This is a genomic window from Dermacoccus sp. PE3 (genome assembly GCF_001021715.1).
In the GTDB taxonomy this organism is placed as follows: domain Bacteria; phylum Actinomycetota; class Actinomycetes; order Actinomycetales; family Dermatophilaceae; genus Dermacoccus; species Dermacoccus abyssi.
In genome coordinates, this window is sequence record NZ_LDCM01000002.1 from 501,325 (window position 1) to 525,562 (window position 24,238).

At 65.5% G+C, this 24,238-nt stretch carries 24 protein-coding genes; 2 read left to right on the top strand and 22 right to left on the bottom strand.

The annotated features are described in order from the left end of the window. Window positions 1-22: 22 nt before the first annotated feature. From AA983_RS07780 to AA983_RS07825, 10 genes are all read right to left on the bottom strand, one after another. Entirely contained in the window at window positions 23-1,414 is a 1,392-nt protein-coding gene (locus AA983_RS07780) for a cystathionine beta-synthase (RefSeq protein ID WP_047311622.1), read from the bottom strand. A 67-nt stretch (window positions 1,415-1,481) separates the two neighbouring features. Further along, entirely contained in the window at window positions 1,482-1,895 is a 414-nt protein-coding gene (locus AA983_RS07785; protein WP_047311623.1) for a hypothetical protein, read from the bottom strand. A 167-nt stretch (window positions 1,896-2,062) separates the two neighbouring features. After that, window positions 2,063-3,520, bottom strand: coding sequence for an amino acid permease (locus AA983_RS07790; RefSeq protein WP_047311624.1), 1,458 nt, complete (start codon window positions 3,518-3,520; stop codon window positions 2,063-2,065). Between the two features lie 167 nt (window positions 3,521-3,687). Further along, on the bottom strand, window positions 3,688-5,046 hold the full coding sequence (locus AA983_RS07795) for a cation:dicarboxylate symporter family transporter (RefSeq protein WP_047311748.1): 1,359 nt from the start codon (window positions 5,044-5,046) through the stop codon (window positions 3,688-3,690). A gap of 135 nt (window positions 5,047-5,181) precedes the next feature. Continuing rightward, window positions 5,182-6,315 (bottom strand): methyltransferase domain-containing protein, encoded by a 1,134-nt coding sequence (locus tag AA983_RS07800; protein WP_047311625.1) that lies wholly within the window; start codon window positions 6,313-6,315, stop codon window positions 5,182-5,184. An 11-nt stretch (window positions 6,316-6,326) separates the two neighbouring features. Continuing rightward, complete coding sequence (locus tag AA983_RS07805) at window positions 6,327-6,608, bottom strand: acylphosphatase (protein ID WP_047311626.1); 282 nt, start codon at window positions 6,606-6,608, stop codon at window positions 6,327-6,329. Further along, window positions 6,605-7,651 carry a hemolysin family protein gene (locus AA983_RS07810; protein ID WP_047311627.1) on the bottom strand — a complete coding sequence of 349 codons (1,047 nt, stop codon included), beginning with the start codon at window positions 7,649-7,651 and terminating at the stop codon, window positions 6,605-6,607. The genes AA983_RS07805 and AA983_RS07810 overlap by 4 nt, the downstream gene beginning before the upstream one ends. After that, window positions 7,648-8,991: a hemolysin family protein gene (locus tag AA983_RS07815; protein WP_231579563.1), complete on the bottom strand. Its 1,344-nt coding sequence runs from the start codon at window positions 8,989-8,991 to the stop codon at window positions 7,648-7,650. The genes AA983_RS07810 and AA983_RS07815 overlap by 4 nt, the downstream gene beginning before the upstream one ends. Before the next feature lie 163 nt (window positions 8,992-9,154). After that, window positions 9,155-10,339: a S1C family serine protease gene (locus tag AA983_RS07820; RefSeq protein WP_052946978.1), complete on the bottom strand. Its 1,185-nt coding sequence runs from the start codon at window positions 10,337-10,339 to the stop codon at window positions 9,155-9,157. Window positions 10,340-10,518: 179 nt separating this feature from the next. Next, complete coding sequence (locus AA983_RS07825) at window positions 10,519-10,785, bottom strand: universal stress protein (protein WP_255352621.1); 267 nt, start codon at window positions 10,783-10,785, stop codon at window positions 10,519-10,521. 385 nt (window positions 10,786-11,170) lie between these two features. On the opposite strand from AA983_RS07825, the gene AA983_RS15655 reads away from it, so the two are divergent. Continuing rightward, complete coding sequence (locus tag AA983_RS15655; protein WP_197078984.1) at window positions 11,171-11,332, top strand: hypothetical protein; 162 nt, start codon at window positions 11,171-11,173, stop codon at window positions 11,330-11,332. Window positions 11,333-11,350: 18 nt separating this feature from the next. Here AA983_RS15655 and AA983_RS07830 read toward each other — a convergent pair whose 3' ends face one another. From AA983_RS07830 to AA983_RS07855, 6 genes are all read right to left on the bottom strand, one after another. Continuing rightward, a complete protein-coding gene (locus AA983_RS07830) occupies window positions 11,351-11,539 on the bottom strand; it encodes a hypothetical protein (protein WP_047311629.1) in 189 nt (62 codons plus the stop codon). A gap of 74 nt (window positions 11,540-11,613) precedes the next feature. After that, window positions 11,614-12,399, bottom strand: a complete 786-nt coding sequence (locus tag AA983_RS07835) for a hypothetical protein (RefSeq protein ID WP_047311630.1) — start codon at window positions 12,397-12,399, stop codon at window positions 11,614-11,616. Between the two features lie 12 nt (window positions 12,400-12,411). Next, entirely contained in the window at window positions 12,412-12,906 is a 495-nt protein-coding gene (locus tag AA983_RS14805; protein ID WP_052946980.1) for a hypothetical protein, read from the bottom strand. Beyond that, window positions 12,899-13,348 carry an HIT family protein gene (locus AA983_RS07845; protein WP_047311631.1) on the bottom strand — a complete coding sequence of 150 codons (450 nt, stop codon included), beginning with the start codon at window positions 13,346-13,348 and terminating at the stop codon, window positions 12,899-12,901. Before AA983_RS07845 ends, AA983_RS14805 begins: the two co-directional genes overlap by 8 nt. Continuing rightward, on the bottom strand, window positions 13,329-13,814 hold the full coding sequence (locus tag AA983_RS07850) for a TIR domain-containing protein (RefSeq protein ID WP_047311632.1): 486 nt from the start codon (window positions 13,812-13,814) through the stop codon (window positions 13,329-13,331). Before AA983_RS07850 ends, AA983_RS07845 begins: the two co-directional genes overlap by 20 nt. 138 nt (window positions 13,815-13,952) lie before the next feature. Then, the gene (locus AA983_RS07855; RefSeq protein ID WP_047311633.1) at window positions 13,953-14,213 is read right to left on the bottom strand and encodes a hypothetical protein; all 261 of its coding nucleotides are present in this window, start codon (window positions 14,211-14,213) and stop codon (window positions 13,953-13,955) included. Window positions 14,214-14,644: 431 nt separating this feature from the next. Between AA983_RS07855 and AA983_RS07860 the strand changes: the two genes are divergently transcribed. Next, on the top strand, window positions 14,645-15,118 hold the full coding sequence (locus AA983_RS07860) for a hypothetical protein (protein ID WP_047311634.1): 474 nt from the start codon (window positions 14,645-14,647) through the stop codon (window positions 15,116-15,118). A gap of 25 nt (window positions 15,119-15,143) precedes the next feature. Here AA983_RS07860 and AA983_RS07865 read toward each other — a convergent pair whose 3' ends face one another. The 6 genes from AA983_RS07865 to AA983_RS07895 all read right to left on the bottom strand — a co-directional run bounded on the left by AA983_RS07865 (window position 15,144) and on the right by AA983_RS07895 (window position 23,963). Next, window positions 15,144-16,736 (bottom strand): AAA family ATPase, encoded by a 1,593-nt coding sequence (locus AA983_RS07865; protein ID WP_047311635.1) that lies wholly within the window; start codon window positions 16,734-16,736, stop codon window positions 15,144-15,146. Between the two features lie 9 nt (window positions 16,737-16,745). Then, entirely contained in the window at window positions 16,746-19,322 is a 2,577-nt protein-coding gene (locus tag AA983_RS07870) for a DEAD/DEAH box helicase (RefSeq protein ID WP_047311636.1), read from the bottom strand. Further along, window positions 19,322-21,460, bottom strand: a complete 2,139-nt coding sequence (locus AA983_RS07875; RefSeq protein WP_047311637.1) for a site-specific DNA-methyltransferase — start codon at window positions 21,458-21,460, stop codon at window positions 19,322-19,324. Before AA983_RS07875 ends, AA983_RS07870 begins: the two co-directional genes overlap by 1 nt. Window positions 21,461-21,883: 423 nt before the next feature. Next, entirely contained in the window at window positions 21,884-22,441 is a 558-nt protein-coding gene (locus AA983_RS07885; protein WP_197078985.1) for a TnsA-like heteromeric transposase endonuclease subunit, read from the bottom strand. A 282-nt stretch (window positions 22,442-22,723) separates the two neighbouring features. Then, window positions 22,724-23,182 carry a hypothetical protein gene (locus AA983_RS14810; protein WP_052946982.1) on the bottom strand — a complete coding sequence of 153 codons (459 nt, stop codon included), beginning with the start codon at window positions 23,180-23,182 and terminating at the stop codon, window positions 22,724-22,726. Window positions 23,183-23,258: 76 nt separating this feature from the next. Next, window positions 23,259-23,963 carry a Pr6Pr family membrane protein gene (locus AA983_RS07895; RefSeq protein WP_047311639.1) on the bottom strand — a complete coding sequence of 235 codons (705 nt, stop codon included), beginning with the start codon at window positions 23,961-23,963 and terminating at the stop codon, window positions 23,259-23,261. Window positions 23,964-24,238 lie beyond the last annotated feature (275 nt).

A 24,238-nucleotide genomic window follows, 5' to 3' on the forward strand; every position in this document is an offset into this window, starting at 1 on the left:
GCCTTCGTCACATCTCGGGGACCTACTTGGCGAGGGCCTCGAGCAGGTCGAAGCGCGTCAGGACGCCGACGGGACGGCCACCTTCGACGACGAGGAGAGCGTCCTCCTCCTGCAGCGCCTCACGGGCGGCCGAGAGCGGTTCGCCCCGGCCCACGAGGGGCAGACCTTCGCTGAGGTGATCGACCACGGAGTCGGCCAACTGCGCCTTTCCGGCGAAAAGCAGATCCATGAGCGTGCGCTCGCTGACGGCGCCGCGGACCTCGCCGAGCATGAGCGGCGGCTCGGCAGCCACGACGGGCAGCTGGCTCACGCCGTACTCGCGCATGATGTCGATCGCGTCGCGGATCGTCTCCGTGGGGTGCGTGTGCACAAGGTCGGGGAGGTCTCCCGACTTCTGGCGCAGCACCTCGCCCACGGTCTTCTCGTCGCCGCCGGTGACGAAGCCGTAGGAGTTCATCCACTCGTCGCTGAAGATCTTCGACATGTAGCCGCGGCCCGAGTCGGGCAGCAGGACGACGACGACGGCGTCGGCCGGCAGGTCCTTCGCCACACGCAGAGCACCGACGACGGCCATGCCGCTCGAGCCACCGACGAGAAGACCTTCCTTCTCGGCGAGAGCTCGCGTCATCGTGAAGGCGTCCTGGTCGTTGATGGCGATGACGTCGTCGGGAACAGACGGGTCGTACGCGCCCGGCCACATGTCCTCGCCGACACCTTCGACGAGGTACGGGCGTCCGCTGCCGCCCGAGTAAATCGATCCCTCGGGGTCGGCACCGATGATGCGGACGCGCCCGCCTTCGCTCTCCGGACGGTCGGCGCTGATCTCCTTGAGGTAGCGACCCGTGCCGGTGATCGTGCCGCCGGTACCCGCGCCGGCGACGAAGTGCGTCACCTTGCCCTCGGTGTCACGCCAGATCTCCGGGCCCGTGCTCTCGTAGTGCGACTGCGGGCCGAACTCGTTGAAGAACTGGTTCGGCTTCCACGCGCCCGGCGTCTCCGCGACGATGCGGTCGGAGACCGAGTAGTACGAATCCGGGTGATCGGGAGCCACCGACGTGGGCGTCACGACCACCTCGGCGCCGTACGCACGCAGAACGTCCATCTTGTCCTTGGCCACCTTGTCGGGGCAGACGAAGATGCAGCGGTAGCCCTTGCGCTGAGCGACGAGCGCGAGGCCGACACCGGTGTTGCCGGACGTCGGCTCGACGATGGTGCCACCGGGCTTGAGCTCGCCCGAGGCCTCTGCGGCCTCGATCATCTTGAGGGCGATGCGGTCCTTGACCGAGCCTCCGGGGTTGAAGTACTCGACCTTCGCGAGGACGGTGCATTCGACGCCCGCCTCACGTGCTACCGGGCCGAGCTTGACGAGCGGGGTGTTGCCCACAAGGTCGGCGACGTTCTCTGAGAATTTCATGAGGCCATCGTTTCACGCCGTGGACACGCCTGGCGTTCGTGCCGACAGGATCACGGGGAAGCAGGAATCACGCCGCGCTCGTCCAGAGCGGCACCTCCGCCAGCTTGCCGGGTGCCGCGACCATGACCGGCCACCGCAGGTACCCCTCCAGGGCGACGGTGAGGGCGTCCGCCCACGATTCCTCGAACGGGGAGGCTCCGCTCGTTCCGCCGCGTTCGAGCAGGACGAGCGCTCCGGTGATGTCCGGCGACTCCTCAGCGATCGAACTGACGACGAGCGCGAGGTTGGCGACGGCGTCCGCGTCGGGACGTAGGGCGAGGCCGTCGATCTGGGTGAGTGCCTTGTGGACGCGGCCGTTCTCGTCGTGGAAGGCGAGCCAGAGGCTGCGCCCCTGTGGCCGGCTGGCACCGAGCACGTTCTGCCAGAACGCCGTGAGCGTCGATCGGGAGGTGATGGGGGCGTGGGCTGGATTGATCGTCATGCCTTCAGCGTGCGCCGAAACGCACCGAGCGTGCCGGGGGCCGTCCACAGCCCCGAACGGCCGTCACACCTGTGGACAGAGGACGGCGATTCAGCGCTCGCGATACGACGACGACCGCCCGCCACCGAAGTGAGCGGACGGCCGTCGTCGGTCCGAGCAGAAAGAGGTCAGCGGTGTGCTGCTGCTGCCCGCTTCTCGGCCACGACCTTGTCGGCGTGTTGGCCACGCAGGACGCGGTGTTCCGGCGTGTTGCGCACGAAGAGGTAACCGATCCCGATGAGGACGAACCACAGGGGCGTCCACAGCAGCGCCGTGAGGGTGCTCTCCTGCGTCGTCAGGGTCCACAGGACGAAGACGAAGAACACCATCGTGGCCACACACATGCCGATGCCGCCGGGCATCTTGAAGGTGCTCTTCTTGTGCAGGTGAGGACGACGGCGGCGGTAGGTGATGTAGCTGAGCAGGATGATCGTCCAGACGAACATGAAGCAGATCGCCGACACGGTGGTGATCATGTCGAAGGCCTCGGCAACACCGCCACCGGCGTAGAGCAGCGGAATGCCGATGAGCAGGAACACACAGCTGAACAGGAGCGCCGCGACCGGAACCTTGTTGCGTGACAGGCTCGAGAACGCCCGGGGTGCGTCCCCCTGACGGCTGAGGCCGTAGATCATGCGCGACGTCGAGTAGATGCCCGAGTTGGCCGAGGACGCCGCCGAGGTGAGGACGACGAAGTTGACGACACCCGCGGCTGCCGCGAGACCGGCGAGCGCGAACATCTTGACGAAGGGCGACTCGCCCGCCTTGAACTCCGTCCAGGGACGAACCGACATCAGCACGAAGAGGGCGCCGATGTAGAACAGCAGCATGCGGATCGGCACCGAGTTCACCGCGCGGGGGAGGTTGCGGTGCGGGTCCTTCGTCTCGGCGGCTGCCGTGCCGACGAGCTCGACACCGACGAACGCGAACACGGCGATCTGGAAGCCGGCCGCGAAGCCCATGAAGCCCTTGGGGAAGAAGCCGCCGTGGTCCCACAGGTTCGAGAACGCGGCCTTGGAACCGCCGGAGGAGAAGCCGGTGAACACCATGTACAGGCCGATGATGATGAGCGCCACGATGGCGACGATCTTGATGAGGGCGAACCAGAACTCGAGCTCACCGAAGGACTTCACCGAGGGCAGGTTCAGCGCCAGGAGAAGGAAGATAAGCGCCAGGCCGGGAATCCACAGGGGGAGATCAGGCCACCAGAACGCGACGTAACTTGCGATGGCGACGACATCGGCGATCGCGGTGGCGATCCAGCAGAACCAGTACGTCCACCCCGTGAAGTACGCGGCCCACGGGCCGAGGATGTCACCGGCGAAGTCCGCGAACGACTTGTACTCGAGGTTGCTCAGCAACAGTTCGCCCATGGCGCGCAGGACGAAGTACAGGAAGAAGCCGATGATCCCGTAGACGAGGATGACCGACGGGCCGGCGGCACTGATCGTGCGGCCGGAGCCCATGAAGAGGCCGGTGCCGATCGTTCCGCCGATGGCGATCAGTTGGATGTGGCGATTGCTGAGGCCGCGGGAGAGCTGTTCGCCCGCCACCTCCTCGTTCTGTGGTGCGACTGGGCTCGACACGTGGCCGCCTTTCGGACGTCGTCGGAGTAGGGGTATCCCGCGACCCTACGGGCGGTGTGGCGTGGCCCACGTCGTCGACACCCGCGGTGCGCATATAGGTTCCATAACGATGCGATCCCGCCACCCTTCGCGGGTGACGGGATCGCATCGAAACCGGGGAGAACCGATCAGTGACGCGCTGAAGCCTCGCTGCCGTGATCCTCCATCGTCGAGTAGTCGAACGGCTCCTTGCCGTCCAGGACGATGTTGAGGCGCTCGCGGTCGATGGACTTGGTCCACGTGCCGACGAGAACCGTGGCGACGGAGTTGCCCGCGAAGTTCGTCAGCGCGCGAGCCTCGGACATGAAGCGGTCGATACCGACGATGACGCCGACGCCGTCAACGAGTTCGGGCTTGTGCGCGTGCAGGCCGCCGGCAAGGGTCGCGAGGCCCGCACCGGTAACACCTGCGGCCCCCTTGGACGCCACGATCATGAACAGGAGCAGACCGATCTGCTCACCCATCGACATCGGCATGTTCATGGCGTCGGCAATGAAGAGTGACGCCATCGTGAGGTAGATGGCCGTGCCGTCGAGGTTGAACGAGTAGCCGGTCGGTACGACGATGCCCACCGTGGAGCGGTCGACGCCGGCGTGCTCCATCTTCGCCATGAGGTTCGGCAGGGCCGACTCGGACGACGACGTCGCGACGATGAGGAGGAACTCGCGGGCGAGGTACTTGAGCAGCTTGAAGATGTTGACGCGAGCGACGAGCCACAGCAGTGCGCCGAGGATGACGAAGATGAAGAGAGCACAGGTGACGTAGAACCCGAACATCAGCTTGAGCATTTCACCGACGGCCTTGGCTCCGGATTCTCCGACGACCGCAGCCATGGCGCCGAATGCACCGATCGGGGCGAGCCACAGAACCATCGTCAGCACGCGGAAGACGATCTTCTGCAGGTAGGTGATACCGCGCAGCACCGGCTCGGCGTCGGCGCCCATCTTCTGGATGGCGAAGCCGACGAGCAGGGCGACGAACAGGGTCTGCAGGACGCTGTCGCCGGTGAGAGGGGAGAACAGAGTTGTTGGGATGATGTCGGCGATGAACCCGAGGAGGCCGTGGTCGGACTCCGACGCCTTTTCGACGTACTTGTCAGCCGAACCGGGGGTGATCTTGAGCCCGTGTCCCGGCTGGATGATGTTGCCGACGACGAGGCCGATGGCCAGTGCGAAGGTCGACATCGTGAGGAAGTAAGCGAGGGCCAGACCGCCGGCCTTACCGACGGTGGCAGCCTTCCGCACCGAGCCGATACCCAGGACGATGGTGCAGAAGATGACCGGCGAAATCATCATCTTGATGAGATCGACGAACATCTCGCCGACAGGCTTCCACTCCTTGGCCGCGTCGGGAGCGACGAGACCAAAGATGATGCCGCCGATCACGGCGATGATGACGGCGATGTACAGCCAGTGGCTGCGATCCTTCTTCGGCGTCGAGGTCGAAGGCGCGGAGGGTTCTGACGCGTCGCGGGCGTCAGCGGGCAAGTTCTCGGGCACTCAGGGCTCCCAGGTGTGACGTGGGTGAAAGACCCCTCAATCTATTCTTGGCGATCCCTGAATCGGCGCAGCGGTTCGGGGCGCAGGAGCTTTGTGTCCGAATGGTTATGCGGTCGACCGCATTCAGAGGCGACGGCGCAGGAGCACGGCCACCTCGGCGTGGTGGGTGTGCGGGAACATGTCGAACAGGCGCGCGGCGGTGACATCGAAGGAGGCGAGGTGTTCCAGATCGGCCGCGAGCGTCGTCGGGTTGCAGCTCGAATAGATGACGGTGTGCGCGCCGCTGCCGTCGAGCGTACGAGCCAGGTGCTCGCCGATACCCCGTCGTGGTGGGTTGACGACGACGAGGTCGGCGGAGTCTTCCGCAGGCACGTCGAGCACGCTCGCATCACCGACCTCGAACGTGACATCCCCTGCGGTGCTTCGCTCCGACGCAGCCAGGCGCGCGCTCTCCACCGCGGTGGGTTCGATCTCGACGCCGTGCACCCTCCGGTGCTCGCCGGCGAGGTGGAGTGCGAACCCGCCGACCCCGCAGTACAGGTCGAGGACGTTGCGCGCGTGCACCGCGTCGGCCCAGGCGGCGGCCTGTCGGTACAGGTCGCCGGCGACGTCGGTGTTCGTCTGGAGGAAGCTGCGATGACGCAGGTGCAGCGTGACGTCGCCCACCGGCAGACGCAGGGTCTGCTCCGGCGTCAGTGGGATCTCGAGGTCGCCCTCGACCACGGCCTTGTGCTCGGGATGGATGTTCGCCGAGACGACGCGCACCTGGGGGAGGCGCTCGAGGAGAGCGGGCAACGCCTCGCGTAGACGCGCTACGTCGTCCTCGCTGCGCAGGACGAAGCGCACCATGAGTTCGCCGTCGGTGTTCGCGGTGACGAGAACGAACTTGAGGTCACCCTCGCGCTCTGCGACGTCGTACGGCCGCAGCCGGGCATACGTGACGAAGCCTGCAAGGTCGGGCACGACGTCCCAAATGGCTGCGTCCTGGATACCGCACTCACGCAGGTCGACCCCGGTTCCATCTGCGTCCGTGATGCCGAGTGTCGGCGCTTGCAGGGTGCCGCCGACGGCGAGCTTCGCCTTGGACCGGAACCGCGTCTCGGCCGACGCCCGCGCGGGCAGCCAGACACCGTCGGGGATCCGCGTGGCCAGCGTTTCGGCGACCCGAGCCTGCTTATTGCGAAGCTGCTCCGCGTAGTGAGTTTCGAGCAGGGTGCACGAGCGGCACAGATGCCGGTCGAAGTAGACGCACTCCATCGAGGGGGCGATCAGCGCCGCACGGAGAAGTCGTCGACGGACTCGGGCGCCACATCGCGCACCTCGACGTCGTCGACACGTGCCGCGGACGGACCGTCGTGGCACCAGTCGACGAGGCTCTCGACGGCGTCGGGATCACCTTGGGCACGCACGTGCACCGAGCCGTCGTCGAGGTTCTCCACCCAGCCGACGAGGCCCAGTTCGCGGGCTCGGTCGGCCGTGTAGGCGCGGAACGAGACGCCTTGGACGTGGCCGGTGATCGTGAGGTCGACAGCGCGAGGGGAGGCGTTCATGCGTCCAACGGTACGTCGCTGGTCGCAGGCTCAGCGCGGGTGCCCACCTCCGCGGGGAACAGACCGCGCAGGGTGTCGGAGAGCGTGACGACGCCCACGAAGGAGCCTTCGCGGGTGACTTGGGCGAGGTGCTGGCGGCCTTCGCGCATTGCATGCATCGCCTTCGTCACCGGCGTGCTCTCGTCGAACGTTGCCGTGGGGTGGACGAGGTCGGCGATCGGTGCAGACGGTTCGCGCGAGACGGTGTCTCGGACGTGAACCGCACCTTCGTAGTGGCCGTTCGAACCGATGAGGACACGCAGGTGTCCCGCCTTCTGGGCGGTGTGCCAGACGTCCGCCGCGGTGGCGTCCTTCGAGACGGCGGTAATGGCGTGGTCGGGTCGTACGAGATCGGAGAGCGTCATCTCCCGCAGCGACAGAGCACCCCGGATGTGGCTGCTCGAGACCGGGTCGAGCGTGCCGGTCTCCGTCGAGTGCTCGACGAGCTGCTCCAGGCCCTCCGGGTCCTGGGCCGCGGCGACCTCGTCGGCCGGCTCGACGCCCATGCGGCGCAGAAGCCAGTTGGCGGCGCCGTTGAGGACGACGAGCAGCGGACGCGTGAAGAGCATGAAGCCGCGCATGGGCAGCGCGAGGAGCATCGCGGAACGCTCCGGGTGAGCAATGGCCCATGACTTCGGCATCATTTCGCCGACGACGAGGTGGATGAACGTCACGATGAACAGGGCAAGCACGAACGCGAGGACGTCGGCCACAGTGCTGGGCAGGCCGAGGTCAGCGAGGAGCGGCGTCAGTGCGTGGTGCACGGCCGGCTTCGACAGGGCACCGAGTGCCAGGGTGCACAGGGTGATGCCGAGCTGGGAGCCGGCGAGCAACAGCGTCAGGTCACCCGAACTGCGTAGAGCGGCGCGGGCGCTGCGGGAGGTGGCGGCGAGTTCTTCGAAGCGGTGGCGCTTCGCTGCGATGAGCGAGAACTCGACGGCCACGAAGAAGGCGCTGAGCGCCACGATCGCGACGCTGATGAGGATGAGGGCGGTGGTGCTCATGCGTCGTCACCTTCCGTCTCGTGGCGTGCTTCGAGGGTGAGGCGCACCGTGTGCGGCACGCGGTTCTCGGTGTCGATGACCTGGATGACGAGGAAACGCTCAGGCGGCGCGTCGTCGGAGGCGTACTCGCCCGGGTCGACGGGCAGCGGAACCTCGACGGTGACGCCGTCCTCGACGAAGCCGCCGTTGTAGGCCATGGCCACGCCGCCGACGGTTTCGAAGTCGCCGGGCGGCATGAGGATGTCGAGCGAACGCTCGACCTCGTCGGTGGGCGTGCCGCCGGGGCAGATCCACGCGTCGTCGTCACCGGTCTCGTCCTCGACGATGGCCGTGAGGTCGTCGGGGTCGTGCTCGTCCTCGATCTCGCCGACGATCTCCTCGGCGAGGTCCTCGGTCGACAGCACGCCGGCGAAGCCACCGAACTCGTCGACGACGATGGCGAGGGTGCGGCGCTCGGCTCGCATGGCCGCGAGCGCCTCGGGGAGCACGGTGAACGATGAGATGAGGAACGCGGGTCGCATGATCTCGCTGACCTCGCGCTCGTCATCCGACGGGAGCGTGAGCACGTCGAGGAGTTCGACGACTCCGACGACGTCGTCGTTGTCGAGCACGGGGTAGCGCGTGTGGCCGCCCTCCATGAGCTGTCGGATCTCGCGGACGGGGGTGTCGGCCTGGACGACGTCGACGCGGGCACGCGGGATCATTGCGTGACCGGCGGGGCGCTGGGGGAACTCGAGGGCGCGGTCGATCATGTCGGACAGTTCCTCGGGCAGCTCGGAGCCGCGGGACTCGCCGACGATGTGCTTGAGGTCGCGCAGGGTCGCCGAGTGCTCGACGTCGTGCACGGGCTCGATGCGCAGGAGCTTGAGCAGAGCCTCGGACGCGCGGTCGAAGAGCCAGATGAGCGGCTTGAAGACGCGCAGATACGCGAGCGTCGAACCGGCGAGGCGGTCGGAGACCTGCTCCGGGCGTGCGATGGCGTAGTTCTTGGGGAACAACTCGCCGAGCACCATCTGGATGATGGTCGACAACAGGAGCGCGACGACGGCACCGACGACGGCGGCGAACGCCTTCGAGATGCCGGCTGCCGAACCCATGTCGCGGATCGCGCCACCGATGAGCGGTTCGGCGACGTAACCGACGACAAGACCGGTGACGGTGATGCCGAGCTGAGCGCCGCTCAACATGAACGAGGTGCTGCGGGTGACCTGGAGCGTCTTGGCGGCTTTGTCGTCGCCGCCCTTGGCTCGTGCTGCGGTGCGGGAACGGTCGACGGCCATGAAGGCGAATTCCTGGGCGACGAACCAGCCGGTGAACGCGGTGATGATCAGAACGATCACGATGCCGGCGAGAAGGGAAAGGGCTGGGCCCATGATGATCGAGAATGCCTCACGGTGGGGGAACGGTCGATGGCACAACGGTACTGGATCGACGGGGGTTCCCATGCCTCGCTGCTGAGCGCGGGGTCACCGTCGAAACGGCCCGCCTGCTTCTCCCGGGCCCTCAGTTCGTCGTCGCCTTCTGCAACGTGACGGTTGCCGTGCGGGTCGCGCCGGAGGTGTCGGTCCACGTCACCTTCATGGAGTCGCCGGGGTAGTGGCCGTCCATGACATCGGCCAGATCGCCGGTGTCGGAGATGGTCGTACCGTCCAAGGCTGTGATGACGTCGCCGGCCGCCAGGCCCGTGGATGCCATGGCCGACCCACTTTGGACGTTCTGAACCGTGACCCCGCTCGACCCGCCATAGGGCGCCATCCCGCCGCGGCTCGAGCTGCTCGGCACGACGGCGATACCCAGAGCGGCTCGGGTGCCGATGTGGTTCGTCGCCGTCTTCGTTCCGGCCAGGATGGTGTCGGCCAGCGACTTCGCCTGCGTGATCGGGATGGCATAGCCCTCGGCGCTGCGTGAGCTTCCGTTGCCGTAGGCGGTGAGGGAGTTGCTGGAGGCAGCGGCGGTGTCGATGCCAATGACTTCGCCGTCCGCGTCGAAGAGCGGGCCACCCGAATAGCCGCCGACGATGGGTGCGCTCGTCTGGATGAGGTCGGTCAGTTCCTCGGAGGAGTCGAGCGCCGTCGAATCGCTCGCCGTGATCGAGCGGTCGGTGGCGGTGACGAGTCCGCTCGCGGCGTACAGCACGCCCTCGCCACCGCCCTGGCCGACGGCGAGTACCTTCTCGGAGACCTTCACGCCGTCGGTGTCGAGTCGGACGGTGGCCAGGTTGCTTGCGCCCTTGAGCTTGAGCACGGCGATGTCGTGTGACGCGTCATGTCCGACCACCTCGGCTGTGTACTTCTGCCCGCCGGGCACCGTGACGCGGATCTGGGTGGAGCCCTCCACGACGTGGTAGTTCGTCAGGACGGTCCCGTCAGAGCGCAGCACCATGCCGCTGCCGGCGCCTTCGCCGTTCGTCGTCACGGTGTCGATCATGACGACGCCTCGCTGCTGGGCCTCGGTAGCGGTCGTGGACGTGCCGCTCGTCGAGCTGGCGCTCGTACCGGACGCTCCGTCGTCGCCGTTCCAGCCGTTGCCAGCGCTGGAGCTGTCGGGAAGGAAGCTGGTTCCCGACGAGCCCGCGATGCGCGTCACCGGCAGGAGATCACCGGGGTTGTCGCGCGCCACGACGGCGGCCGGGGCGGCAAGCGCTGCCGTGGTGAGTGCGGTGATGCCGACGATCGTGGTGGTGCGCATGGGGTGCTCCTCGGAACGTGCCTGGGGTGATGGTGACCAGGCAACCGGGGGTAGCCATGGCGTACCTGGCTCGTTCCTGTGCCTCAGCTATGTTCGCGCCCGCATGCGCAATAGAACACGTGAGCGCCCCTCACCACCGCGGGAATCGGTCGTGAGGGGCGCCCACCCGTCGGCGTTGCCTAGTTCGGCCGGGGCACGACGATCATCGGAACCGGCAGGTGCTCGAGCATCCTCGTGGCCGTCGTCCCGAGGAACGTCTGGCGGCCCTGCGCCAGGCGTGACGAGCCGACGAGGAGCACGCTGTGCGGGTTCCAGTCGATGGCTGCGACCGCCTTGCGCAGGTTGCCGCCACCGCCGACCTCGGTCGTGACGTCGACGTCGCCGCCCACCTCGTCCCGCACGGCATCGAGCTGGGCGAGCGCGCCCGACAGCATCTGCGAAGCCAGCTGCTCGTCACGCTTGCCCTAATCGACGAGCGTGATGAGGCGCAGTGGGAGACCGGCGATCGCGGCCGCGGTCAGACGGCCCGAGATCAACAGCATGAGCGTGAGGCGCGCGTTCTGACGCGCGCCTCACGCTCATGTGTGGGTGTGGCGGTGCAGCTGGTTGACCTTCCACAGTTGACATGAGACACGTAACTGGGGGTTATCTCAGAATGACTGCGCAAGTCGCATTGCTTCTCTCGCACTCTAGATGAGACTTCCGTAGCGCATCGAACCCCCACGTGACGGGCCGCTACCGCTAGTCCAGCACCCGCAGTACGCCGAGCACCAGCCCGACCGACTACGAACTCCTGTCGAATGTCGGTCCACCTGGCTAAATCCCAGGCGCATGAGAGCGACCAATCAGCAGGCCCTGATCACCGCAGTCTTCGAGGTAGCCGAGCGCGCCACGGACAGCATCACCCACCTCGTGCCCGACCTCGACCGTGACCGCGTTGAGTACGCCGTCGTGAGCGTGCTGTTGGAAGAGGCGTGGGTCGCGCAGAGGTAGCGGCTCAAGAGCAGGCGCTCAGGCGCGAGGAGCCGCTCCACCGCTGGCGAAGCCGTCGAACGTCCGGATGTCCCGCTTCGGCTCGGGGAGACCCTCACGGCGACGCTGAGCCTCGGCACGGCGGTCTTCTCGGTCCTTGGCCTCGAAGACCTCAGCAAGCGCCTCCAAGTCGGCCTGGAGGGGGTCCTTGGGGTGCTGCTGCGTCATGACGGTCCCTCCTGAGGCGTGCTTGCGCTACGGGGTGCTATCGAGCGTAGACACACACGTGTTCGAGGAGGTTCTCACCGGCCCGTGAAGCGGTCATAAAGCCGACGCAGCGCGGACCGCTCCGCAGGCAAAGGTTCCGGCACTGTTGAACGAGGCTTTGTCCTGGGCCCGCGCTGGTCGAGGATGTCACGAACCTCGCAAGCAGGACGGCCCGCGGTGTTTCCGAGCCGTTGGATGTAGGTCCCGGACCTATTCATCTTGGCGACTTCCTTCTTGATGTCACGAAGCGCGGAAGCGACATGGTGGATGTTGTACACGTCGGGCTGCATGGCCCCCGCCATCGCGTTGAGGTCCACTACTCCTGAGTCCCGGTGATCAGGCTTGCCCTTCTTCGAGGCGACGGTGCCTTCGTCGTACTCAACCGAGTAATCGTGACTGGTCGGCAGGTCCGACCTCCCTGAGTTCAGGCGTTCGTCCATGGCGTCGTAGAACGTGCGCAACTCCTGACCTGGAGCAAGCATCGGAACGGGTTCTCTTAACCACCGCACTTCGCTGATGGGGGCTCCGGGCGTTTCGTTGGCCCGGACAGGCTCTGGGGTCAAACTGACCTTGACGTTGTACGCAGGGCGTTGCCCGATGTTTCGCATTACCAGGTCCATGACCCGCCAGCCGATTGGCGACGGTTCCGCAGTCACGATGATGTACGGGCGAGTTGCTTCTCGCTGGGCGGCCCGGGCGATCTGCACCTGGTTCCGGGCGTACAAGGCAGCGGCGATGGCGACCAGAAGGAGTCCAGCGGTCAGCAGGGTGTAGTAGGCAGTCCAGCCCGTGGCCGACAGGCCCCAGAAAGTGTCATCCATCGTGTGACCCTTTCATGGAGACGCCCCGGCCACTCTCGCCACGATGCCCACACCCAGGAGGACCAGGGTGAGATAGACGGGGGCGATTGACCAAGACCTCCATACGGACGGTCCGGGCAGCAACCTTTCCAACCACTCGGGCGCATCCTTCCAGCCCCCTGTCTCGTCACGGGTGAACCTGGCTGGCAACGCCTTGGTGCTGAGAGTGAACGCCTGAATATCGGGGTCTCCCTCGGCAACTGCCCTATACAGGCAGCGATAGCGCTTCTCCTGCCTGAGGTAGTTGGCGTCCAGATAGGCGAACAGCAGCGTCGCTCCGACCCCCAGCAAGGCCACCGATTCGGCGTTCTGCGTCAGCGCATAGCCGTAAGCAGCAGTCACCACCGGCAAGAGCCACGCCTTGGCCGTGGAAGACGCGGCGGACATGCGGGTGACGATGGCTTGGATGAAGTCGAGGTGCTTGCGAGTGTCCTCAGGGTCACGCTGCGGCGGCTTGGGTTCACACATCTTCGCGGAGTCTTCTGCACGCCTCACGCACGGCCCCAAGCGCATGGTCCTTTTCTGCCTCGCTGTAGTCCGTATCCTCCGGCCAGATCGGTCCCATCGCATCGCCGTCCCAGCGAGGCACGAGGTGCACGTGGAGGTGAAACACGGTCTGGGTCGCCGCCTCTCCGCTGGACTGGATGACGTTGAGCCCCTCGGGGAGGAGCGCCTCGCGGATCGCCCCGGCGAGCCGAACTGTTGCGCGGGCGAGATGAGCCGCCGTCTCCTCGGAGAGTGACCAGATGTCCGGAACGTGCTTTCGTGGCACGACCATGGTGTGGCCGAGAACGGCGGGCTCGGTCGGGAAGAAGGCGACGACGTGCTCGTCCCGGTAGACCTCGCGGGCGTCTGGGTCATCCCGCTGGACGATCTCGCAGAATGGGCAGTCAGGCTCGTACGTAGGCATTCTGAACCAGTTTCGGAAGGGCAGCCTTGATGTCCGCATATACGGACTTGCTGTCCCAGCCGCTTGGGTTGTACGGCTGGATGAAGTCGGCGATGGTTCCTCCGCCCTGCAACCACACCTGTGCGAAGGGGTCGGGTCCTGCGCTCGCCGTGCGCTGGTTCTGGTCCTTCAGTCCGTGGATGCGCACGCCGCATAGCGGGACGTAGTTGTCCCAGGCGTAGGCGATTTCCTTTCGAACCCATGGCCTGTTCGCGGTACCGGAGCCCACGAGAACGACCACGGCGTCCTTGCCCGCCATCTGCTTCTTGATCCATCGCCAGATGGCATCCTCGCCCTGTCGCTTGACGCTCTCCCAGTCCTGGGAGTCGAGGACCGGTTGGCCCTCGATGACGCCCATCGACTTGATGGTGTTCACACGCCACCAATCGTTGTCGTAGTGGAATGAGTAGAAGACTGACTTGGCCATGATGGCTCCCTTCTCGTGGTCCCCGATCTCACCGGGATCACGAATGTATCTAGCAGGCGGGTCCGACACTCCTGGATTGCCACCAGAGGAGGAAGGGGTGCAGCGGACGCTTCCCCTCGCCGCTGCACCCCACCTGACCTACTTGACCCGCATCTGGATGCGAGTGCCCTCGCTGATGTGCGTCGCGTACTCGGTCAACTCGGGATCGGAGATCGACCCCCCGACCCGAGACCACTCTCGCCGCAGCACAGGCTTGATCTCGTAGACGGGCCGACCCTTGTAGCGACGGAGGAGGGAGTCGAACATCTTCTGGTAGTCAGACGCGATGTCCTTCAAGGCGGGCCGGACGGCCTTCTCCAGTTCCTTCTCCCAGCCGGGACTCATCTTGAAGTTGGCCATGGCTCACACCCGCTGACTGATCGTCGTGCTCGGGTGGCGCTGGGCCGTGGACTCCTTGACGAACCGCCCGGTGATGGTGGAGCGGTGGACGGTCGTCTTGTTGGACGTGCCCCGACCGATCCGTTCGGTCGTGGTCGTCCGGGGACTCCGACGCGCGGTCGAAGCCTTCACAAAACGCCCTGTGCGGGCGCTCCTACTCGCGGTGCGTGCCATGCGGCTCGCCTCCGTTCTGGGCCGTGGCCCATTTGCGAGCACTGCGCATGGAGCGACTAGAGTCGGAGTCCTAGTTCGCCAACTAGACACCAGGCCCTGAGCGCTCCACCCCGGAGAGTTCGTGGCTTCGGTGCTCTTGGGAAGAAGTCTAGTTGCTGCTAATGACAACGGTGTAGTTCCTCGTTTGGGGCACGCAGACTCTCGCGTAGGCTTGCCGGGTGACTGAGCGCGGCACCCTGCTGGGGGTGGGAAGCAACCCGCCCTCCCAGACCAGCGGGCAGCGCACCGTTGCCCGCGTGCACCAGGCGGCGACGATCCTCGGCTTCGAGACAGCCACCATTGCCAACCTCTTCGTCCTGCCGACCTATCGCAGCGGCGGCATCGCTGACCTCGGGCGGACCCGCGAAGGGTGGCTCGACGCCCGACCACATCTTGTCTCGGGGCTCGATGACTGCGATGGGGTGCTGCTTGCCTACGGCGCGCAGGAGCCGAGTGGTGAGGCACGGACTCATCACCGGGATCAAGTGAGGTGGCTTGACGAGAAGATCGAGGATCGCGCCCTGCCGACCTGGTGGGTCGGCGGGGCTCCTCGTCACCCCTCGCGGTGGCAGCGGTACACGTGGCGGGAGTTGCCGGGGATCGAGTTCAGGGAGGCGCTGGAGAGGTCATTCTGCCAGGTGCCCAGGGCCTGAGAACCCAGGACCTTAAACCGGGGACTCACGTCTCGAAGATGTCTCGACGCAACTCCTGGTAGATGGCCATGTCGGGTCGGACCAGAGAGGCAAGTTTGTCCTCCGCGAACGAGCGCGCTGTAGTCCCGGGGCGACCGAGCGACAGGGCCTTTCGAATCTCAACGAACATCGGGCCAGAGGCGGACTTCACGTCATCCGCATCCTTGCCTCGTCCCGAGAGTGCTGCCATCTGCGAGTGGTAGATGTCTCGAACATCTCGCTTGGCGTCGCTGCGTCCGATGCTGTCACAGAAGGCGTCTAACACCTCGGGGTCGAAGAGGTACGCCTCAATGTGTCGTCGCGTGAGCACCGAGGTCCCGGCAGCGCGCCAACGCTCCACCTCTTCGTCACTCGCCAAATCGCGATCTCGAAGCCTGATGACCTTCGTTCCCTGGGTTAGTGTCTGCAAGGCGGAGGTGAGACCGATCTTGTCGCTCTGGGCATCATCGCTGTTGCCAACCGAGATGAAGTCAACGTCGGGGAACTCAGACGTAAAGATGGTCCGGTAGCACCGCGCGTCGAAGCCATCAGAACTGCCCTCGCACATCACGACTGTCGCGGGCGCGACGAGAGTGGCCATGTCGTCCAGTGCTACGGCCAGCATCCGCTTCCAGAACTGTCGATCTGGCTTGACCGGCTGGAGCGTGACGGGCGCATCAAAGTCGTGGCCTTCGAAGTCCAAGAAGATAACTTCACCAGGGGTCTCCCGGGCCATCTTCACAGCCTCGCTCATGAGCCCGAGGCTGTGTGAAGCGAGGAAGAGTTGAGACTGTTCGGGAAGCACGCTCATCAACTCGCGCAGCAGACGGCCCTGCGCCCTTGTGCCGACATGAAGTTCGGGCTCGTCAATGCACCAGATCGAGTCCGTGTAGTAGTCCGCCTTCACAACCGCGTCCAGAAGGAGGTCGAAGATGGCCTTCTCGCCCGCCGAGAGGTTGAGGTACGGAAACCCGGTCGCGATTCCCTTGGTGAACTCGAAGGAGTGCCCTGCTCCCAGTGCTCCCACCCGTGTCAACGTCAGATCGGGCAGCACTCGCAGGACGGCCTCACGGAGCCTTCCGGTAACGCGGTCTCTGATCTCTGCCTTGGTAGTTCTATCCGGAGTCACATCGTCGTAGACGGCAGAGAAGGTCGCCCACAGCAGTCGCTGGTAGTTCTCTGAGACAGACCTATCCTCGTCCACAGCCCTCCGTGCGGGTCCTCCGTTCTCGTTCGGGCGCGGCGGTTGGGACAGGTGCTGGATGCTGAAGTCGGCCTCGTGACGGTATGCCGTCCGGAAGTAGAGGGACGATTCTTGGAGGAGTGCCTGCTCTCGGGCACCGCCGTGGAGATTCACCGTGACCCGTTGGTACCACTCAGATGGGTCCGCCACCCCCACCTTGGCAGCGTAGGTTGGGCTGCCCTCAGCACGGCTCCAGGCAGCAAGGCGATACCAAGTTTGAAGCCCGTCAAAGAACGAGGACTTGCCCACGCCGTTCGGGCCAGCAAGGACGATGAGCCGCGCTGACTCTGGCAAGCCAACGATGCTCAGGTCACTGAACCTACGGAAGTTGCGGAGGTGGATCGACTCGACTCTCACATCATGCCCTCAGTAGTCGCTCGCCACGCCGGACTCGTAGAGCCCCTTGGCCGTCTTGGCATCCCTGATGGCCTGCCGGACGTGGTGCTTGGTCAGGTCGAGGACCTTCATGGTGCCTCCGGTCTCGGCCACGGACTCGATGCGGCGGAACTCGCCCTGGTACTTCTCCGCGAACGCCGCCAGCCCTCGCAACTTGGGCAGGGCGTCGGAGAGGTGGTGGCCGTGGGGGTCCACGAGGTCCGCGACGACCTGGCCGGTGTGGTCGGTGCCGAAGAAGATGAAGTCGGGCCGGACGGCCTTCCAGTACCCGGAATCCTCGCGGTAGGCGATGGCGAGCGACTCCTTGGTGGCCCGGGCGGGGTTGCGGTACCAGCCCTTGAAGCCGGGCTGCTTGGCCTCTGAGTCGAGGACCTTGCGCTCCCACTCGTTGAGCGTGATCGGGTAGGAGCCGTCCTCGGCTGCCATGAGGTGCATGAGCCGGGTCTCCAGCGGGCTCTCGGTCCCGTCTTTCTCGCGCACCATGGTCTCGGCCTGAGCAGCCTTGGGAACGGTCAGGGAGATGCGTTCAGGGTGGGTGGACATGCCCTCCAGACGGTCGTACTCCGCCTGCCGCTCATCTGAGAGTCCCTTTCGGGCGACGCGGGTTTGGTTGAGCCAGGTCCTCGCCAGCGCGTCGGCCTCTTCCTCCACGGCCTCTGCGATCTCGGGCACGCGCCCGAGCGAGGCGACGGTGATGTTGGCCTCCAGGAGGTCGTCATCGTCGCCGTCCGGGCCGACCAGGTGGTCGACGTAGGACGAGCACAGCGCGGGGCTCAGGACGCGCGCAGCGGCCCGGTAGGAATCCTCGATGGCCCGAGGGTCCGCCGACTCCTCGAACGACTTGTAGGAGAACCCGCCGCCGATCCGGCCCCGGGCCTCCTCACCGGTCATGGTGAGCACGTCCTCCCGGGCCTGGGCGACCTTCTCCTTGTGCTGCACGGCCCGCCCGTCCAGGACGGCGTGGAGGTGCTTGTGCGCCTTCTCCACGGCCTCTTCGACCAGGTGGTCCTTGGACAGCGCCGTGGCCAGCGCGGTGAGCCTGCGGATCGGTTTCACGCCCTTCTTGGGGATCGTCACCGAGGGCAGCGCTGCGAACGTCTCCCACACCTCCTGGGGCACCTTCGGGTTTGGGTGAAGGTCCACCGGGTCGAACAGTACCCGGCGTCCCTCGCCGCCTCCGGTGTCGTTGTCCTCCTCGTCCTTGGAGGTCGCGCCCTTCATCAGCATCTCGGCCACGCCTGTGGCGGTCTTGCGGTCGAAGAACGGCAGCAGGCAGTCCACCGAGTTCAGCAACTCGTTGCCCGGGATACGCCGAGCCAGGGGAGTGCGGATCATCCGGCCCAGCAACTGGGTGATGTGCGTCCGGTCCTTGGCCGGGCGCATCGAGACCAGCACCTCGGCCCTCGGGCAGTCCCAGCCCGTGGAGATCGCAGACTTGGCCAGCAGCACGCGGACGTGCTTGGCGTCCTGCACCCGTTGGGGCTCGATGTAGGGCACGCCCTGCTGGCCGACCAAGAGGTCCTGGTGCTCCCCGAAGACGTTCGCCACGGCGTCAGGTCCGAGTTCGGGCCAGGCGTCGTAGATCGTGTCCAGCGTCCGCACCAAGGTCTCCTGGGTGGGCTTGTCGCCCACCTGGACGACCAGCAGCGGGATGACCGGATCAGCCTCCTCCTGCTCGTCCGCGTAGGCCAACCACGCCGCTGTCGAGGCCCGGACCTTCTCCACCGCCCGGCGCAGCAGCACCGTATCGAAGACCCCTTGCTCGGTGGGGATGGAGAGCACGATGTCGTCCTTCAACAAGCCCGATGCCTGCACGAGTCCGGAGTCGACCTCCACCGAAGGCAGGGCTGTTCGACCCTTCGCGTCCTTCATCGCCGCCTCGAACCGCTCCACTGTGGCCGAGATACCGAAGACGACCGGCATGGGCGGGACCGCGCCGTGGCCGTTGATCAGCCGCTGGACGATGGTGGAGCGGTCTTTGCTCGTAGTGCCCATGCCTCGGTGGGCCTCATCCAGGACGAAGTAGAGCGTTAGGTCCTTGTTCTCGACGGTGTTCGTGATCACGTCGTAGATCGAGGACTGCATCTCGTCGGGACGGGGTTGGAAGAGACGTTCCTGTCCCAGGGCGGCACTGGCCTCACCACGTACCAGTCGCGAGTTCTTGGACAACTTCTGCGTGTTGAGGAAGTACACGTGCCCCGGGCGTAGCGAGGGTTCGGAGAACGTCGTCTCGATGACCCGCAGGCGCGAGTCCAACTCGCTCGCCGCCTCCTGCAAACGCGCCCGCGACTGCTCGTTGAGCGAAGGGTCGTCGGAGAACCACAGCACGACCGCGCCGGGATCGGCCTCGAAGTCGAACTCGTCGTTGCCGAAGAAAAGCGCCTCGATCACCGCAGCAGCCATGACCGTCTTGCCGGCACCGGTCGTCGCCGTCAGGGAGAACTGCGACAGTGACCCGTAGCGGTGGTACATGTCGCGGGCCTGGTCCAGGTTCCGCAGTACGTCTCGGACGGCCTCGCCTTGGTAGTCCTTCAGCGTGTAGCGCATCAGCGACCACCCCTCAACTGGAAGTTCTGCAAGTACGACTCGTACAGCCGCACCGGAAGCACCTGACTCGGCAGTTCACGGCACACCATCTGGAACGCCGAGTCGTCATCGGTGACGATGAACGCCGTCCGCACCGACTCCTCCTCAGCCACCCGGGCCACGAAGTCCCCGGCCTGATCCAGGTTCTCCAGCACCCCATAGGTCTCGGCCACGTCCCAGCCATCCTCCCCGAGGTCAGTGATGATCCGTCCCTGCGACCCAGCCCTCATCCACAGCATCGGGGCGATCCGCTCGAAAGCACGATTGTGACGGACGGACAGTTGTGCCTCGTAGGTGAGGGTGAAGAACGCGGCGTTCTCCTCGAAGCCGTCGGCCATCGGGAACTCGTCCACGAACTTGTAGTCACCCTTGATCGGCTCACCCTCGGGGGTGCTGCCCGTGATCGCGGCAGTCACTCGCGGCTTGGTGATGTAGTCGCAGATACCCCACGCCTCCCACTCATCGTCCCCAGGGCGCAGACCCTGCTTGCGGAGGGCGCGCTGCTCGTCGGCGCTGACCTCATTATTGGTGACGGAAATGCACTGACGACGACCGCCGTCCTGCCGGTTGAGTCGCATGACAGCGTGGGCCGTGGTGCCTGAGCCGGAGAAAAAATCTAGAACTACAGCCTCGGGCTTATCACCTAAAAAGAACCGGAGGGAATCCTCCACTGCGTAGAGAGCCTTAGGGAAGGGGAATGTTCTCCCGCCGAGAAGAGATGCCACCAAGCGAGCACCATGAACACCCGCGTCGTGGTGTGGTAACCGCCAAATGTCGCTTGGGAGAAGTCGGACCATGCCCGTCGGGGTGGTCGACTCCGCGATGACACTGCCGTCTGCGGCGTACCCAGTAACGCGATATTCACCAGACTCCACCTTTGTCCTCTCACCGGCTTTGAGATAGGAGATCGAACTGACTGATGGCTTCGGAGCGCGGACATATCCCTTCGCTACCAAGTCCATGATCCTATCCGAGCCGATCTGCCAGTAGCCGTCGCTCCCGTTTGCGCGGGTTGGCCAGATTGCCGCAGTCCCAGTGGGAGCATCAGAACTGGGTTGATCACCCAGTGGGATGGGGCTGCCGGCGCCCTGAATGCCACCACCATCGAGGCGGACAAATAGTGGGTAGAAGAGGTTTGGGCGATCCTCGCGCTTGACCGCGCCAGTGAGCCCCAATCGACGCAGAGGCTGCCAGTGGACCTTGCCTCGGACAGTCTTCTTTGCCTCCCCAGTCGCGGACCAGACCGGTGACAACAACTGTGGTTGGGGTGCGCCAGCACCGAGCATCACGACGTAGATGAACTCAGCGGTGCGAGAGAACTCACTCTGTCGCGCAACGGCACGACCATTGATCATCGAGGTAACCATCTGGATTCTCGCCTCAGGAAACGTCTGCTCCAGGAGCATGCCGAGCCTCAGGTACTCCTTCTCGTCAATCGTGACGATCAGAACGGAATCCTCCGGGTTCAGGAGTTCGCGGGCGACTTCCAGTCGTCGCTCCAGGAACGCCAGCCACTTCGAGTGCCGATAGTCGTCGTCGCCCGCGACGTAGTTGTTGTTGTACTTCCAGTCCTTCGCACCCGTGTTGTACGGGGGGTCGATATAGATGGCGTCAACCTTCCCGCGATGGGTGTACGTCAACATCTCCAGGGCGTGGTAGTTCTCCGCATTGAGGACCGTGTGGAACGGCTTGTCGCCACCGCGCTCTACCCGGCCCGTCTCCACGAGGCCCGGGTAGATGCGGTCGTTGAACTCCGCGACCACCACCAAGTCGTCCGTGATCACGACCTGGGTCTCCGGCTCCTCCGCGTCCAGTTCCAGCAGGTGCGCGACTCGACTTCCGTCCACTCGCTCGACCTGCTCCACCCGCCACAGCCGCTGGTCGCCCTGCTTGACCTCACCACGGGGCGGGAGCACCCGCACCTTGTCGCCCCGACGCACGGCACGCCCGGGCAACTCGACGGCCTCGGGCTGGTGCTGCTCGAAGACCAGGCCGAAGGTGCGCCGCTTCATCAGGGCGGCGAACTCCTTCTCCAAGTCGTCACCGAGTTGCTTGTCGGCCTTCCGGGCCTGCCTCAGTAGTTCAGTCAGTCGCGACACTCGCTACGTCTCCTTCAAGGTCTGCGAGTGCTCGAACTCGCTCTTTGTCATCGTAGACAGCGGCACCGACAGTATCCGCCGGCGTAGCCGAGGGGCGGCGTTCCGTTCACTCACCTCGCTCCCTCCGTGAACGACCCGATTGCCGCGAGCGACCGCTGGCGACGCACGTCGGCCTTGGACGGGGTGGCTACGGCCTTGCGTCCGAGGAAGCGCGTGTAGCGCTCCCCGGCCCTCGGCCAGCAGGTCACAGCGACGCTCATCGGGTGCGAGGGCTCTGGCCCGTGTCTCGCGGCCTTCTGGACCCATTCCTCGATCTGCCGGGGACTGCGAAAGCCCTCGGAGTCCCACATGCCCAGGCCGATGAGGACCGAGCGTGGGGAGTAGCCCGCTCGAAGTGCTGCCCGAATGCCCGGCAGGAGAGCCTCAGCCTTGACCACAGAGTCCCGGCTTCCGCCATCGCCTCGCAGTAGGCATCCAGAACGGAGCGGGCCACCTCGGGGCTTCCGGGGGAAGAGGTTGAGGTCGCGACTCTGGCCGGGAGCGCCAAGCTTCCGTCAACGCGAACCGGTGGGCCTCGGCTTTGTCCGGGTGACGCACGTCCACAAGCCGTCCGTCGCCGTTGCTCAGCCGGACGAAGAAGTCGGGGACGTGATCGCGGAGTCGTCGGCCCTCTGCATCCTGCGTGCCCTTGGGCCACGGGATCGCCAGCGGCTGGGAGGAGGCGCCCACGACATCGGGGTCATGGTCTGCGCTCAGTAGGTACTGCCGCTCCAGCAGGCTCTCGAACCCGGTGTGCCGCTTCATCGTGGAGGACCACCACAGTCCCTCGTAGTTGCGTTTGCCCGGCCAGGCGAAGAACTCGCGGATGGGGAGGGCATCCTCGAAGGGCTCTGCCGTGAGCGACCGGCTGGCCTCGACATTGAGCAACCGACCATCGAGGCGCGCCAGCACGCGCACGGTTTCCGTGACGTTGCTCGGCAAGGAGTGCAGCGCTCGACTCACGGAGCCTCCAGGTCTTCTCGCGTTGGACAGTTGACCATGTGTATCGGATCAACTGCGACTAAATGGCGCTTGCTATAGCAGTGTCCGATCTGGTGCGAGAGGTCTCAACTGGAGCGAGAGGAGCACACGCAGCGTCTCGCGAGGAGTGGCTGATTGACTCTACTTTACATAATGTATATTATCGGCAACTGACTGGAGCGTCGAAAGGGGCTGACGACGCGTGCTTGCGCACCTGCGTCGTCAGCCCCCTTCTGCGTGGCGTTACTGCACCGACGTGATCGACTGCGTCGTGCCGTTCAGATCGAACGCGTCGCCTGCGCGCTTGCCGCTGATGCCGTCGTAGATCGGTGCGTCCGTCGAGATGCCCGAGAAGCTACGGCCTTGTGATTCGAACTCGCTCACGGCGACGCCCACCAGGTAGACCTCGTCGCCGAAGCTCACCACGGCGCCTGGCTCGACAGTCTCCTTTGCGGACACGTCGAGGTTCTCGGCCGTCGTGATCAGCTCCTGCTGGCGGTCGTCGGTCTCCTGGTACATCGCGTGCAGGTCGCCGGCTTCGTCCTCGTGCGAGATATCGTCGACGTCGACCTCGTCGGTCCCCGTGGCCTGCGCCTCGTGGCTCTCCAACGCGACGGCTTCGCTGTTCGCGTCCGCCTGTTCCTTGAGGTGCTTGACGAGATCCGCCTTCAGCATTTCCTTGTCGATGTCCTGAGTGCTCATGGAGCCAACCTACGCCCCAACCCGGGCGGCGTGACTCCCCTAAAATTGCATAGACGATCGAGATAGTTGCCGACGGTCAGCGCCGCCGGCTGAGCACCTTGTCCAGCCCGGTGTAGAGCGCTGCCAGAGCGAGGCCGAACGCCAGGATCGCGCACAACGCCACCGCCACCGAGGCGTAGCCGTTCGTCGACACGTTGACGAAGGGATACGGGTACGCGTCGATGAACGCGCCGCGCGCGAGCATGTAGATCACCCACACGACCGGCACGACGAGGAACAGGCTGAACGTCCGGCGGTCGAAGGCACGCCGTGGCCCGACGACGAGCCACGCGAGCACCGACAGCACCGGAACCGCCTGATGCTCGAGGAAGTTCGTGACAACAGCGACGCCGGTCGGATTCGCGTCCGGCGCGAGAACGACCTGGTAGACGATCGCCGTCACGGTGATCATGACGAGCGCGTCGAGCAGGAGCACGCGAGCCAGGCGCGAGAAGCGGTCCCCGGTCGGTCTGTCCCCCGACGTCGCGGTGGCTCGCCCTACCTGCAACGCGAGCAGCGTGAACGCGAGGGCCGCGACGACGTTCGACCACACCGTGAAGTAGCTCAGGGTGTCGACTACGCGCGGCAGAGCGCCGGCCGCACCTGTCGGGTTGTTCCCGTAGGCGTGTGCTGCGATTTCTGCGTGCGAGTAGTTGTCGGTCGCGGACAACGTCACGTCGAGTGCCACTCCGAACCAGGCCAGTGCAGCCACGAACCCCCACACGCGTCGAGCCGAGCTCATGTGCTGCTACCTCTCCCCCGCCGCACGGGCGTGACGACAGGAACCCCGACACTAATCCTCGGTTGCCCGGGCCGCAGTCACTTCCGCACTCCGGTCCCGACTTGATGGCGAACCTTCTTCCCGCGACGACGTGCCGCGGAGGCCGGCTCAGTCCTGGTTGATGAAGCGGACGTTCTCCTGTGCCACTCCCATGAGGTAGCGGTACAGCCCGGGGAGGTCGAAGTTCTTGGGGAACTCGAACCGGAGTCGTAGGCAAGGTTGTGGGATCAAAGCCT

Bases quoted from the DNA above. Each gene is read 5' to 3' on its own strand.
- AA983_RS07845 (WP_047311631.1), bottom strand. From the start codon at position 13,348: ATGCCTACGTACGAGCCTGACTGCCCATTCTGCGAGATCGTCCAGCGG.
- AA983_RS07830 (WP_047311629.1), bottom strand. From the start codon at position 11,539: ATGACGCAGCAGCACCCCAAGGACCCCCTCCAGGCCGACTTGGAGGCG.
- AA983_RS15655 (WP_197078984.1), top strand. From the start codon at position 11,171: ATGAGAGCGACCAATCAGCAGGCCCTGATCACCGCAGTCTTCGAGGTA.
- AA983_RS07800 (WP_047311625.1), bottom strand. From the start codon at position 6,315: ATGGAGTGCGTCTACTTCGACCGGCATCTGTGCCGCTCGTGCACCCTG.
- AA983_RS07855 (WP_047311633.1), bottom strand. From the start codon at position 14,213: ATGGCCAACTTCAAGATGAGTCCCGGCTGGGAGAAGGAACTGGAGAAG.
- AA983_RS07835 (WP_047311630.1), bottom strand. From the start codon at position 12,399: ATGGATGACACTTTCTGGGGCCTGTCGGCCACGGGCTGGACTGCCTAC.
- AA983_RS07850 (WP_047311632.1), bottom strand. From the start codon at position 13,814: ATGGCCAAGTCAGTCTTCTACTCATTCCACTACGACAACGATTGGTGG.
- AA983_RS07785 (WP_047311623.1), bottom strand. From the start codon at position 1,895: ATGACGATCAATCCAGCCCACGCCCCCATCACCTCCCGATCGACGCTC.
- AA983_RS07810 (WP_047311627.1), bottom strand. From the start codon at position 7,651: ATGAGCACCACCGCCCTCATCCTCATCAGCGTCGCGATCGTGGCGCTC.
- AA983_RS07870 (WP_047311636.1), bottom strand. From the start codon at position 19,322: ATGCGCTACACGCTGAAGGACTACCAAGGCGAGGCCGTCCGAGACGTA.
- AA983_RS14805 (WP_052946980.1), bottom strand. From the start codon at position 12,906: ATGTGTGAACCCAAGCCGCCGCAGCGTGACCCTGAGGACACTCGCAAG.
- AA983_RS14810 (WP_052946982.1), bottom strand. From the start codon at position 23,182: ATGAGCACTCAGGACATCGACAAGGAAATGCTGAAGGCGGATCTCGTC.
- AA983_RS07780 (WP_047311622.1), bottom strand. From the start codon at position 1,414: ATGAAATTCTCAGAGAACGTCGCCGACCTTGTGGGCAACACCCCGCTC.
- AA983_RS07820 (WP_052946978.1), bottom strand. From the start codon at position 10,339: ATGCGCACCACCACGATCGTCGGCATCACCGCACTCACCACGGCAGCG.
- AA983_RS07805 (WP_047311626.1), bottom strand. From the start codon at position 6,608: ATGAACGCCTCCCCTCGCGCTGTCGACCTCACGATCACCGGCCACGTC.
- AA983_RS07895 (WP_047311639.1), bottom strand. From the start codon at position 23,963: ATGAGCTCGGCTCGACGCGTGTGGGGGTTCGTGGCTGCACTGGCCTGG.